General features: G+C 32.6%; 11 protein-coding genes and 1 pseudogene. 2 read left to right on the top strand and 10 right to left on the bottom strand.

All coding sequences use genetic code 11. The features are described from left to right. Positions 1-41: 41 nt before the first annotated feature. On the bottom strand, positions 42-332 hold the full coding sequence (locus tag BHY08_RS02900) for a hypothetical protein (RefSeq protein WP_071456444.1): 291 nt from the start codon (positions 330-332) through the stop codon (positions 42-44). Positions 333-476: 144 nt separating this feature from the next. Here BHY08_RS02900 and BHY08_RS02895 point away from each other — a divergent pair, with 144 nt between their 5' ends. Further along, on the top strand, positions 477-1334 hold the full coding sequence (locus BHY08_RS02895) for a LysR family transcriptional regulator (protein ID WP_071456443.1): 858 nt from the start codon (positions 477-479) through the stop codon (positions 1332-1334). Positions 1335-1496: 162 nt separating this feature from the next. Here BHY08_RS02895 and BHY08_RS02890 read toward each other — a convergent pair whose 3' ends face one another. The 8 genes and pseudogenes from BHY08_RS02890 to BHY08_RS02855 form a co-directional block, all read right to left on the bottom strand. Then, positions 1497-2666 carry an AI-2E family transporter gene (locus BHY08_RS02890; RefSeq protein WP_071456442.1) on the bottom strand — a complete coding sequence of 390 codons (1170 nt, stop codon included), beginning with the start codon at positions 2664-2666 and terminating at the stop codon, positions 1497-1499. Between the two features lie 11 nt (positions 2667-2677). Then, positions 2678-3031: a PTS glucitol/sorbitol transporter subunit IIA gene (locus BHY08_RS02885; RefSeq protein ID WP_071456441.1), complete on the bottom strand. Its 354-nt coding sequence runs from the start codon at positions 3029-3031 to the stop codon at positions 2678-2680. Positions 3032-3181: 150 nt separating this feature from the next. Beyond that, positions 3182-8533, bottom strand: coding sequence for a S8 family serine peptidase (locus BHY08_RS02880; protein WP_071456440.1), 5352 nt, complete (start codon positions 8531-8533; stop codon positions 3182-3184). A gap of 192 nt (positions 8534-8725) precedes the next feature. Next, the gene (locus BHY08_RS02875; RefSeq protein WP_071456439.1) at positions 8726-9928 is read right to left on the bottom strand and encodes an NADPH-dependent oxidoreductase; all 1203 of its coding nucleotides are present in this window, start codon (positions 9926-9928) and stop codon (positions 8726-8728) included. Positions 9929-9940: 12 nt separating this feature from the next. After that, positions 9941-10549 (bottom strand): NADPH-dependent FMN reductase, encoded by a 609-nt coding sequence (locus BHY08_RS02870; protein WP_071456438.1) that lies wholly within the window; start codon positions 10547-10549, stop codon positions 9941-9943. A 16-nt stretch (positions 10550-10565) separates the two neighbouring features. Next, complete coding sequence (locus BHY08_RS02865; RefSeq protein ID WP_071456437.1) at positions 10566-11495, bottom strand: FAD:protein FMN transferase; 930 nt, start codon at positions 11493-11495, stop codon at positions 10566-10568. 3 nt (positions 11496-11498) lie between these two features. Then, positions 11499-12086, bottom strand: a complete 588-nt coding sequence (locus BHY08_RS02860; RefSeq protein WP_071456436.1) for a hypothetical protein — start codon at positions 12084-12086, stop codon at positions 11499-11501. Positions 12087-12222: 136 nt separating this feature from the next. Then, positions 12223-12486 (bottom strand): annotated as a pseudogene (locus tag BHY08_RS02855) (helix-turn-helix domain-containing protein); the annotation flags it as partial. A gap of 233 nt (positions 12487-12719) precedes the next feature. On the opposite strand from BHY08_RS02855, the gene BHY08_RS02850 reads away from it, so the two are divergent. Continuing rightward, positions 12720-13109 carry a tautomerase family protein gene (locus tag BHY08_RS02850; RefSeq protein WP_071456434.1) on the top strand — a complete coding sequence of 130 codons (390 nt, stop codon included), beginning with the start codon at positions 12720-12722 and terminating at the stop codon, positions 13107-13109. Positions 13110-13171: 62 nt separating this feature from the next. On the opposite strand, the gene iolG is transcribed toward BHY08_RS02850, so the two are convergent. Then, positions 13172-14191, bottom strand: coding sequence for an inositol 2-dehydrogenase (gene iolG / locus BHY08_RS02845; protein WP_071456433.1), 1020 nt, complete (start codon positions 14189-14191; stop codon positions 13172-13174). Positions 14192-14311 lie beyond the last annotated feature (120 nt).

The raw sequence follows: 14311 nt of genomic DNA, 5'->3' as shown, positions 1-14311 counted from the left end.
AGACGTCAAATTCTAAATCGACGTCTCTTTTTATATTTATATTAACAAAAATAATCTCTCATAAAAGAAGCAGTTTGTGCATCCAATCCAAGCTCCATAAAATTTTCATCTACTGGTCGTAATTCTTTGTAGTCATCATTCTCATATTTATCAATTTCATGTAAAATATGGCGAATATCATGTAAGGCTTCTTTTTCAAAAAACCATTCTTTTAATCTGTTTTGTGTTGTTTTTTCCTCTTTTTCATAATCAGCCAAATGCTTATCCATTTTCTCGATAGTTTCTACAATACGATTTATTGTATCTTCTTTTTTAAGCTCTTCTGATTTCATAACATTCTTCCCTTCAACTTTAATAAAATCTATATTCTATTTTAACGTTCTATCCAATTAATTAATGACGTTTATCCATTTTTTTGATATCATTAAAATTATCTAATTTTTTAATTATTTTCTAATACGAAAGGAGATAATCAAATGGATATCAGACAACTAACTTATTTTATTGCCATAGCAGAATCAAATACTATCTCTGATGCCGCAAAAAAACTTAATATTGCTCAATCAGCTTTAAGTCAAATGTTAAAGCAACTAGAAACTGAGTTAGGTACAATTCTAATAGAAAGACATAAAAAACAACATCACCTCACTCCTAGTGGGTGTATTATGTATGATGAAGCACTGTCCATCACCGCCCAAATCAATCAAGCCAAACAACGCATACAAGATAGTAACGTTGGAATACTTGGTTCGATTAATATTGGCGTCGACGCACTACTATCAACCATTTTATATTCAACTATTAAAAACTATTCAAAAACATATCCAGATATTAAATTGAATATTTTTCAAAACGATCAAGCTACATTGCAAGAAATGTTGGAAGCAAGACAAATTGACGTTGCTCTAACTCACTATGCCCTCAATGAGGATGAATTTATTTCAATTAACAAAGAAACGGTTCCTGTTTACCTCGTTTACTCTGATAATTATGATGAGCATTGGACAATGAATGAAATATTACGTCAGTCAAAAGATATTATCTTACCTCTACACAAAGATGAAAAATTGTATAAAGAATTGACTCTTTGGTTAAACAATTCGATTGGCTGCAAAAAAAACATTACAAGCTGCGCAGATGTGAAACTGCTCTTACAATTGATTAAAACCAATCAATGTGTTAGTTTTATTCCAGAATTTTTACTACGAGAATTACCTAAAAGTATTTATATACATGAAGTGACACTTCCTACTCTTACTTACTCATATCAATGGGTTTACTTAAAAAATAGGTACTTCCCAAAAATATTAACTGAGTTTCTATCGTTTAATTAAGTGATTAGGTCTCTATATCTCTTTTTTCTTAGCCAAGAACAGTATTATTAAAACACTTATTTATGAATCTTTTTTAAGATAAATGTGAGAAAGGTATTACTATCTACTTAAAGTTTTTAGACAAAATAAAAAAGTCTAGGAAATCAAATTTCCTGGACTTTTTTAAGTCACACTTGGTGTTTCTTCCTCTTGTTCTTCTTCATACAAACCTGATACTTCTTTGTACCAATTAAACACATGAATGACAACCACTTTCATAGCAGCATATCCAGGTATACCTAATATCACTCCTAATACACCAAATAATTTACCAGCTGATAACAAGACAAAAATAATCGTTATAGGATGAATATCTAACTGACTGCCTAAAATTAAAGGTGAAATTACACGTCCTTCAACTGTTTGCTCAATAATAAATACTATAATCACAGCAATTAACATTTTAGGACCACTAACAAAGGCTAATATAATCGCCGGAATTGTTGCTAGAGCAGATCCTATATAAGGAATTAAATTTAACAAACCTGCTAATATACCTAACGTCACACTATATTCAAGTCCTATAACACTAAAACCAATCATAAACATTACCGCAACAGCAAATGCTACTGTTACTTGACCTCGTACGTAAGAAGATAATTGTTTATTAATATCTTCTAACACTTTAAGTGTTGGCTTTCGCATTTTTATTGGAATAGCTGGCGTAATGTACGGAACTAATTGCCGGCCATCTTTTAATAAATAGAACAAAATAAACGGTACAGTAATAGCAGTCACAACAACATTTGCTACCGCTCCGACGATATTACCTAAACTGTTAAATGTTGTTTTAGATAAAGTTTTTGCTAGACTACTAATAGAATTTGTTAGTTCATTAAAGTATTTCTCAAAAGGCTCACTAAATTGACTCAGAGCAGGTAAAGATACGAACTCTGTGGTTTTTCGTTCAATAACATCCCAATAATGTGGCCATTCTGAAATAAAACTTTTTGTTTGGTATTCAATTTTTGGAACAAGAATAACAATTCCCCAAATAATTAAACCTAAAATAGTAATAAAAAGTAAACTAATGGTATAAACGCGTTTTATGCCACGTTTTTCAAAAAAATTGACTACTGGATTTAGCAAGTAGTACAGTAAACCTGAAACAATGATTGGTACACCAACAATGCCTAAAAATTGTGCGACCGGTGTAAATAAGTCAGATACTTTAGTAAATACTAATAGTATGAGTAGTATTAACAATACAACCATTAAGCCTGTTACTAGCTTGTTGTTTAAAAACAAACGATAGAATAAAGACTTAGGACTTCCCTCTTTTTTTAACTTCACCTATCTTCCCCCTAACGATATGTAATAATAGTCCCTTCATTGATTTTAGGGAACGTATATGGTTCCAGATAAATCGCATTTGATAGTTCATCCATACCTTCTGGATCTTTGAACATCAATGTTACATGTCCCATAGATTCTAAGTGTCTATTTGAAACAGACCCAATTTTAACTATATGGTACTCTTGGTCATCAAATAAAATGGTGTCACCAACTTCTAGATTAAATGGCCCACTTGTTTCAACTTGTTGAATAACAGAAACTTTTTCAATTTCTTCTGTCACTTTTTCTCCAAATAAAATAATCATTTCATCTTTAGCATCCATTGCGTGTTCCCCAATTTGTTTGACAACTGATTTAATCATATCGATATCTTCCCCACTTTTTTAATATTTTATAATTTAACTATACCACAATCACAACAAAGACTCTCATTTTATGCTAGATTATTTAAAAACCTTTTAAAAAAGAAGAAGGAATTAAATTCCTCCCTCTTTCATCGGCATCTATTTAGTTTACTGTTCCTTTTTTCGTTTATTGAGCCATACAATTGATACTAACGATAACATCAGTATACCAATTATCACTACTTTTTTATTTGATGCATCACCAGTTTTGGGTAAGTTATTTTTAGAAAGTGATTTTAAGGTTTCCTGCGTTTGATTAGATGATACATTACTCGATCGTTTCACCGTTTCATTAGAAATGAATCCAATTGACTCTTGCGATAGTTGACTAGTTTTTTCTTTTTGATTCTCTTCTTTTTCTGCTATTTTTTTATCTTCTTTTTCTTGATTTTCAAAAGGTGGCGTTTGCTCTTTTTCTGCTTCGCCTTTTTCTTCTTCAGATGGTGATTCTTCTAATTCATTTGATGTCTGTGTCTCACCATCTTTTTTATCTGTTTTTTCTAATTCTGTTTGTGTTGTACTTTCTTTACTTTGGATTGGTTTAGGTTTTACGACGATGTTTTCACTTAAAACGGGACTTTCATTACCCGCAGTATCAACTGATTTGACTTGTAATACACTATCTTTTGTCACGTCAAATGCTTCTTTATACTCTTTCCACGTTTTCCCTTCATCTAAACTATACGTTAGATGAGTATCAGTATCCTCAGTCGTTAAACCAATCGTCACTGTCACTTTTTCTTCTTTCCCACCGTATGAGCTAAGTGAAATAGTTGGGAGTGATTTTATCTCGGTACGAATATTATCTACTTTTATTTCTGAGACTGCTGATTCATTTCCATATTTGTCTGCATACTTAAAGTAGTAGTTTCCATTTTCACTGACGCTGACATCTTTTGGTACAACCGTCCATATTTCTTTATCAGTTGAGTAATACAAGTTAGGCTTTTCAAAGCTACCTGCATGATTAGCCACATCAGTCTCATTGCTAGACGATATTACGACTGGTTTACGTGTTAGTTTACCATCACTACTTACTAATCTTGGAGTTGGTATTGTATCATCTTTGTGATGATTCATATCAAAATCTAATGTTTGTTTATTTCCAACTAAGTCAGATAATGTTGCTGTCATTTTAGATGTTGCTTCTGGTAAAAGAGACACTTTATAATCAACATCCACACTTGGTCTTTTGTCAAAGAACGACTCATTAAATGTTGTATAGCTTGGATCAGTGTAAACATGATTATTATTTATACTAAAATCATAACCCGTTAAATTATCTGTTATCGTGGCTTGAACAACATATGGATTTTGATTCGTAAACCCAACTAAGCGCCCATCAGATTGTTGCTCCACATTATGTAATGTTAATGATGGTAAGGTGTCATCCACCCAAATAGTATAGCCATAATTAACAACTGGCTTACCTTGATTTAATTTATCATCTTGGACGTAAGCTGTTAATCGATATGATCCTGTTGAAATATTTTTCATTTGATAACTAAAGGCTAAAGTCGTGGGATCATAAGGTACTTTTTCACCATTTAATGCAAAATTAGCGACTGGGTAGGCTAATTTACCAGTGATGGTTAATGTTTTATTATCTTTATCATATCCTGTGCTATCCGTATTTATCACTGATAGACTAGAATCGATATTATCAAATTTAATCATATTTTTATCAATTTTCGTTGCACTAGATGAATGAATGACGACCTGTTGAGTGGTGTGATTGTCCGATTCATCCCCTGCGATAACATAATATAAATTATCTCCATAAATTAGTGAGAGCTCTTTAGAGAACGCACCGTTATCTAATGTTAATGGCACTTTTTCTTCTGTTTTAGGATTATACAACAAGGCTTCAGTTGCATCACTGATATGACCTGATAACGTATATTGACTATCTGTAGTATTTATTTTTCCGTCAGATGAATCATTTATCTCTATAACAGGCGCATCTAAATCCACTTTTACCGGCATCACACCAAACAAGTCAGTACCTTCTTTATCTTGTGTAAATAATATACTGGTTTTATCTTTTGTAATCGGAACACTGACTTCAAATAATCCCTTATCTGATGTTTTGACTTCAACACCATCTACATAAAATACTGTATCATTCTTGTAACTACCTGATAATGTGAAGCTCCCAGTCTCTTTATTATATCCCGCTGTATTTTGGCTAATGGTTTGATTTGGTGACAGATTATAAATTAAGATATTTTCTTTATCACCTTGTTGAGCAACTATACTTGTGGTAGCAATATTTCCGGCCATATCACTCACGCCAAGAGTCACTTGATTTTTCCCTTGAGAAAAGACACTAGATATTCGTTGAGTTGATTCATATTGCTGATGATGTTTATCATTGTTACTACCTTTTTTAAGAGCCATTTTGTAATTTTTTCCATTTACATTTAAAGCCACAACATCTGGTTTCACTCCAGACAAATTATCCGTTACATCAACTAGTAGCGTTCCTGTTTTACTTACCTCGACATGTTTAATTTCTGGTTTCGTATTATCAACTGTTACTGGTATGTACGTTTCTTGGGTTGAACCATCATTTTGTGAAGTAACACTTACTTTGTATTGGTAACGACCATCTGGTACTTGTTCTTCTTTGCCTGATTTTTTATTATATGATGTTCCTGTCCATTTTGCTTGAGACACGGCATGCGTTGTCCACTTTCCTGTTCCTGAATTAAAGAAATCTTTGCGACCATTTTTAGAAATGTAAAGCTCTTTTATTGTGTCACCTTTATCATCTATAATGTCATATGTTGCTTGTGAGAAATTACGATTGAAAAATAAATATGGCATACTATAATCTTGAACACCATCATTATTTTTAGGAGAAATAGCCATCGCATCTGGATCAACAACTGACTCACCTTTTTCATTTTTCACCATTCCTAAAATATTATTGCCATTACTTACTAAAAATCCTGATGCTGTCGGTGCGCTATGACCTTCTTGAAAAATCAAAGGATCGACTGACTTATCTTTAGAATAAGTGCCAAAGAATCCCATGTATGGAATAACTAAGTTAGGTGTATCCACACCATCAAATCCGATAAAGCCTTCAACAAATTGTTGTTCTGAAAAAGAAAATGGTAATGTCAAATTAAACGAAACTGTTTTACTCTCTTTAGCTTTTAACTCAATTGTTTGGTTATCTGTTGTTAGATTCGCTTTATCTATTTTTGTATCATAGATTTCTTTATTCGCGTCAGTACTCTGTGTGTAGACCCCACCATAATCATTTACTGTATACGTTTTATCTTTATCACTATGATTAGTCAACGTCACATCGATTGTTGTTGAACGGCCAATTTCTTTTAAAGCAATCGTTGATTCATTAGTCGGTGTATAAAGGATACTGACTTCATTTTCAATTGCTGAGGATACATTGATTTGTCCTGCACCTTGTCTTCGTGGTGAAATAATTTCTTTTGTATGACTCACATCAAACATTGGAACAGATGTATTAACAGCAGAATCTTTTGCAAACTTCACTAATTCTTTCCCACTTAAGTTAAGTTTTTTCTCTTTTATGGCTTGCAAAATTAATGCTTGAGATCCAGCTACAAAGGGGGACGCCATACTTGTTCCACTCATTGTTTGATACTTATTTCCATTAGCTAGTGAATAAATATTACCACCAGGAGCAGATATTTCAGGTTTAAAATTCAATTCAGGTGTTGGTCCCCATGAACTAAAATCTGACATCTTACCATACATTTTATTGTCAACTTCAGCTTTTCCAAGATTGAACGCTACTTTTTTCTTATCCTTCGCTACTTTTAATAACACGTCTCCATCAACATCTGACAGACCAATTGTTGGATACTCCGCATCATCTAAGGACATTTGTACAATGCCATCCGTATTATTATAGATAAATGCTGCAACAGCACCATTTTCTTTTGCATATTTTGCTTTTTCACTAAATGAAATCTCGCCACGCTGTATCAAGGCAATATTATCTTTTACTGATTTTTTCACCTCATCTGTATAATCTGTTGCTTTACCAAATCCTACATCTATTAATTCGCGTTCTTGATTTAGCACATCATATTGTGTTTCAACTTTACTAAATATGGTCGTTGACCCATCTGTTAGTTCTGGTACTGAACTAAAGACTGCATTACCTAATGTATCTTTCAATGTTTCAAGTGTCACAATAGAATTTTCTGATGACGCAACAGTCAACGCTTCAGTAGTGACTCCGGGACTTCCAACTGTACTCATATCTGACGTATTTAATAGATTTTTGGGGGTGTCATGCATGTCGTTTGTCCCACTCACACTATTATTTCCTGCTGAAATAACTGACACAACACCTGCATCACTTGCACGTTTTATCGCTTGATTTTGTGGGTCGTTTGGATCAGTATTTGCGCTAACAGAACCTAAGCTCATATTAATAACGTCCGCTCCTAATTTAACCGAGTCCTCAATAGCCGCAATAATGTCATCTGTATAACAGCCTTTCAACTCTTTGTTATTAGAAAAAACTTTCATTGCAAGTAACTGAGCTTCTGGGGCAACTCCTTTCACTTCACCGTTTGATCCAGCAATACCTGCCACATGTTGGCCATGCATCCCTGCATCACCCACATCTATAATATCATCGCTGCCATCTGCGTAATTATAGCCAAATGGAACCTTTTCACTGAAGTATTTTCCTTTATCCATTTTTTTAACGCTTTCTTTAGTTAAAGGACCGCTTTCAGGATTGGATAAAAATAGATCTTTATGGCTTGGATCGATTCCACTATCAATAATTGAGATAACCATTCCTTCACCATGTAATTTCTTTTCTTCCCAAACTTTTTGTACATCGGCAATTGCATTTGCATGTGTATCAGTTGGATAAAATACTTGAGCCGGTGTCACTGATACAACACCACTTAGTGCTTCAATTTTTTCAATGTCTCCAACTTTTACATTAATAGAAAACGCATTTAACAAATAACCAAATGAACGTTTGGCCTTTGAGCCTGCGATTTTTTCAATCTTTGCTTTTACAGACGATTGTTTTTTGACCACTGTATCTGTCGCTTTTTCTATTGACTGAACAGATTGTTTAGAACCTGTTGGTAAGTCAACTTTATTTATAGCAACATCCTCATCCAACTGGACCATTACACGTATGCGTTGTTCTTTATCAACAGTTGTGTTAGATGTACCTTCTGTGATTAGTCCCTCATTTTTTAACTGTTCATTGACTCTTGTATAAAAGTCAGTTGCATCAGCTTTATTGGCCAATTCTTTTTCTTCATTCAAAAAATTTTTGACACTTTCTTCTACCTTTTTTTGATTCGTTTGTGTTTCCTTTTGACTACTCGTTTCATTTGCTAATACAAGTGTTGCATCCAAAACTGGCGTGGACAATAACAAAAGACTACTCGCTAGCAGTGCCGAACGTTTAACAACCGACTGTTTCATATACCTACCCCTTTTATTATTTAATAACAACAATACGATTAAAATATTGTTTATTATTTATTAAGTTTTTCTCATTATGATAAACTTTTTTCTCATTTTCAATAGGATAAACTAATTTATACTAGTAACTTTACTATTTGCGAACAAAAAAAAGACCAAGATAGAACATCTTAGTCTTTTACTGTCTAGTTATTATTCTGTTTTTGACGCACTTGAGACTGCATCCGCATCAGATGAAGCAGTATGTTTGGAAGATTCTGAAGCTCCACTGACTGTATCTGTTCCTGGTGTTAAAGTTTGACCTGTTTGTTTTAAATACCAATCAACAATTGGTTTAAAATCTAATATGTATTCGTTTATACCAGCATAATTTCCTTCATCATCATGAATTGCTTGATAATTATGTACAACAAATTTATCTGGTCCATGCGTTGGAACATGTACTCTTACGCAATCTTGAGCTCCAGATCGTAACTGCTGAACAACCCAATTCACACCGTTTAATGCTTTTTCTGGATGACAATAGGCTAGAGGGTTCCCTACTTGACTTGGATGACGTGAGGCTAACATATCTTTATCTTCTTTTGTGTAATTATAATATAAAAATTGATTATTATTATCTGCATAGGTTAATTCCATAGGCATTGAGGCAAAGAAATGATTTAACTGATTAACCGTTAATATACCACGATTTAATTTGACATAAGTATCACCTTCTACTGCTTGAACTTTTTCTGATGCTTGTTCAACCCAGTCATCAGCTCCTTTGTCAACTCCATCAATTGTGGTATCGATTGACCCTTCGCAATATAAATCTTCTTTTTCCAGTTCAGGCTTTTTCGTTCCTTCTAACTCAGATATTACTTCAATATATCGTAAAAATTTATCTAATACATTACTTAAAAACTCAACAGTTTTAGCGTCTTTTAGGTTATTATTGTCATCAAAAGCTTCGCGTACTTTTCCAAGTAAAAATTCATTTCCTGGCATGACTAGAGCATGAACACCTGGTGCATCAAGTATTTGTCGTAAATGTAATTGAGCTCGTGAAGAACCTTGGTCATAGTATGAAGCACCAATAATCATTACTGGTTTGTTTTCTAGTGGATGTATTTTAAATGATAACCACTCTAATACACTCTTTAAACTGGCTGGTATTGTATGGTTATGTTCAGGTGTTGCAATAATAACCCCATCTGCATTTAAAATCTTACGGTTTATTGACTGAATCACTGGCGTATTTGTTTGATCATTACTTTGATTAAACAATGGAACATCTTTAATTTCGATTAATTCTAAATCAAATTTATCAGAAAAGTGTTTTTTTATGTATTGTAACAACGTACGATTATATGATTTATCAGCATTTGATCCTACAATTCCTACTAGTTTCATTTGACTTCCTCCTTAAATATTTTCCCATGAAAAGTTTTCTGCTTCTTTTTTATTTTGTTTGTGAGCACTCATTAATTGATTGGTCATATAGACAAAATGCTTAAAGTCTAAAAATAGACTATGTAATTTTTGAATTTGATTCTCATCTACTAATTTTCCACTTTCATCGAAAGCTTGAAGTGAGTGACTTAATAGAAATTCCGAACTCGGCATTGTTCTAGCCTTTAACTCAGGTGAATCAAGCATTTGTTTTAAATGACTTTGTGCTCTTGATGAACCTAACGTACCATATGAAGCTCCTGTAATCATAACTGGTTTATCCACAAATGGGTAAATATTGTAAGATAACCAATTCAACGCATTCATTAATGCTGCTGGAACGGCATGATTATATTCCGGTGTACTGATAATGACACCGTCTGCCTCTTCTATTTTTTGCGCTACTTCTTTTACAATACTTGGTAAATTTCCATCGTCAGGTTTATTGAACATAGGGAACTCTTTGATTTCGATTATTTCAATATCTGCCTCGTTTTTAAAGTAATCTTTAATAAAGTACAATAATTTTCGATTTGTTGACTGATCAGAATTTGTCCCTACTATCGCTATATACTTATCCATAAAAATCTTCCTCTCTTTACATTAGTTTTGTTTTAATCATCTCTGAAGTAAATACTTTATTTGTTTTATCTATAACAACACACTCAATAGCATCAAGTTGATTCACAGTACTAATAATATCTTTGGTATTTTTACCAAATAGACGTGTTGTCCATATTTCTCCATCAACTGATCGTTTAGAAATAATCGTCAAACTAGCGACATCTGTTTCTATTGGATATCCTGTCTTTGGATTAATTATGTGATGATAGATTGTTTTTCCAACTGTTAGCGTTCTTTCGTAAATACCAGACGTCACAATCGATTCATTTTTAGCTTGAATAGTTACTAAACAATGAGAGCGTGGTTCTGTTGGATGTTGGATTCCTACTCTAAAATAACCATCTGGATGATGACTTTCTCCATAGACCACCACATTACCACCAAGATTTAAAATAGCCGACGTTATATCTTGTTGTTTATAATACTCAACTACTTTATCAGCAATGAATCCTTTTGCTAATGCACCTAGATCAATCTCCATTTGTTTATCCTCTAAATAAATACTATGTGTATTAGGACTTAAAATAATTTTTTCTGGATTGGTTTTTCTTAATAGACTTTCAATGACTTCTTTTGATGGAACTAACGCTCCTTCAAACCCAATTTTCCACTCTTTTATTAAAGGGCCAATCGCTATATTTAAAAAACTATCATCCTGAATACTATGATACTTGCCTAGGGAAATAAGATTGTATAGCTCAGGAGAAACCATGGTATCTGTTTTTCCAGCATTAAAGTTTATTTTCATTAATTCTGAAGTATCGTCATTAGCACTAAACATTTTTTCATAATACTCTAGCATTCTAACTGTCTTCTCAACTACTTCTTCCGCTTTATTTCCTACTACAGTAATATCTATTACTGTTCCCATCAAATGTAATTGTTTGACCACTTTATTTTGCATGGCCTACAATCCTTTCTTAACAGCAATTTCTAATTGCTTTAACTCTTTTAACTTAATCTCATTACGATTAATTTTGGCATAAGCTCTCGCATCGTAAATTAATTCTAAAATGTCATTTTTATCTTTCTTTTCTTCTATTGCATTTTGCGCAAGCTGTGCCGCAGCACGAGCTAAATAATACGTCACGTGATTATCTGAGCATATTTTTATCGCATAATTTAATAAAACATTACTAGCCTCGAGCTCATGAATGCTAGCATAAAACTCACCACATTGATAGACAATATTTAATACTCGCCAAGTATCTTCTACTTTTTTTATAGGATAACGATAGATTTTTTCCAACACTTTATTAAAATAAAACTCTGCTTTTTCCACATCATTCTCTCTGGCAAATACCATCCCAATTCCAGTGTAAGCCAGTAGATGATAGATATCTTCAGTTTCTCCATTGTCTAATAAAATTTGATCAAAATTAAACAAAATATCGGTAATTTTAGCATGTTGAAAAACCATTAAAAAACCTGTCAAATAATGATACCTTAACAAAATATCATTGTCTTCGATTTTGCAAATATCAATTGTTTCCATTAATCTATAGAACGATACAGCTGTAAAAAAAACTGCTGTAAAAACAAATTAAAACAAAACAGAAAATACCAAATCTTAACAAAATATCATTGTCTTCGATTTTGCAAATATCAATTGTTTCCATTAAATTCTTTGCTTTTTGATATTCGCTGGTTATTAATAAAAATTCTGCTTGATTTAATATTTCAATTACATCAGTGTATCGAATTCCAACTTTAGGAAACAACTCACTCAAAGGTAAATCCAATCTTTCACACAGTTTAATTAGTATCTTTAAATTTGGAACTTGAGAGTTATTTTCAAACCGACTTAACGTTGCTTGCGTGCAAATATTTTCTGCTAAGTCATTTTGCGAAAACCCTTTTTGTCTCCTTGCTTCTATAAAACGTTCAATATTCACTATCATCACTTACTTTCGATCTATTGTTTACCTTTTCACATGCTATAGAAAAATCATACTACTTTTATACATTTATGTCAAATCATAATATATATTTTTTTATATCTAACCATATATTTTTAAGTATAAAAGAAATATTTTTGATTAACTTTTAATAAACTGATGCATTCAATTTGATTATGTTGGTTAAATTTGAGATACTTTAATCACTAAGTTATGGGAGGAATCTTTTAATGCCATTAATGAAAATTGATATGATAAAAGGACGACAACAAGAAGAAATAGAAGAAATTCTAAAAATTTCCTATAGAGTGATGTTAGAAGCCTTTGATGCACCTATTGGTGATAGATACCAAATAGTCAGCCAACACGAACCGTATGAAATGCAAATATTGGATACTGGTTTAGGATTTGAACGAACAAAAGATGTTCTTCTATTTAGTCTTATTACTCGCCCCAGAACAACTGAACAAAAAAAACAGTTTTACCACAATTTAGTGACTGCTTTAAATGATGAATTGGGTATTCGGAAAGAAGACGTTATGATTAACTTAGTTGTTAATGATGATGAAGATTGGAGCTTTGCATTTGGTAAAGCACAGTTTTTAACTGGAGAATTGTAAACAAGATACAACAAAACAACTCCCTTGAAACAATATGTTCCAAGGGAGTTGTTTTGTTGTATTTATATTGTAACTAGTTGATTTTTTTCGTATGATTCTTTACAAGCAAGTGCTACTTTTGTCGATTCTAATCCGTCAATTGCATTAATACTAGGCTGTCTATCAGTTAAAATACACTCAATAAACTCATTTGCTTCATTAATAAAGGCTTGAGAAAAACGTTCTGGGAAATTTTGTGAGGTTGGCCGAACAACGCCATGTTCATTCATAATAGTGACTAGATTTTTTTCTGGTACTTGTGCTATACGCAGCATGCCTTTTGTTCCAATTAATTCTGTTTCAACATGATACCCATGATGACAATTTCTACCAGCTACTAATATTCCCATAGTATTATCAGCTAACTGAAGCATGGCAGCACCTGTTTCAAGCTCTCCTACTTCATCGAGTTCTTTATAAGTAGTATTTTTTCCGATTGCCCAAACTTTACTTACTTCTTGACCTGTAAACCAACGAACTAAGTCAATATCATGAATTGACATATCAGCAAACAAACCACCACTATTACTTGCTCCAGCAAATTTAACAAAACTTTCTAAACCTTCACTTGGATCAATTCCATAACAACGAATTAATGTTACGTCACCCAGTTCATCATTATCAACAAGTTCTTTTGCATACATATAATCCGTATCAAAGCGTCGCATAAATCCAAGCATAAATTTTTGGTTTGGGTATTGATTAATAACTTGAATCGTTTCATTAATTTCTTCAATATTAAGTCCGATTGGTTTTTCAGAAAAAACATGTTTTCCATATTTTAATCCAAGTTGTATTTGAGAGCAATGTAACCCTGATGGTGACACAATAAAAATCGCATCAAGTTGTTCATCTTTAACCATCTCTTCATAATCAGTATAGGTAACTTGTACACCTAAGTTATTTTTAGCATACTCTAGCTCTTCTGAAACTGGACTACATGCAGCATACAATGTGGCATTAGCTACTTTACCTTTTAAATTGTGAGCGTGAACCTTACCTAATCTCCCTAATCCAACGATACCTACTTTTATTGTTTCCATCTATCAGACCTCCTATTTTTATGAAACCGTTATCTAAAAATAGTTTATCATAAAATAATCAAGTTATCCATAACATATCCAGATAGATATTAAAAAAAATAAATCCCCACTATAAGTTAC

The sequence above is a fragment of the Vagococcus teuberi genome (genome assembly GCF_001870205.1).
GTDB lineage: Bacteria > Bacillota > Bacilli > Lactobacillales > Vagococcaceae > Vagococcus > Vagococcus teuberi.
Note: the sequence above shows the minus strand (reverse complement) of the source record. Positions and strands in the feature narration are given on the sequence as shown.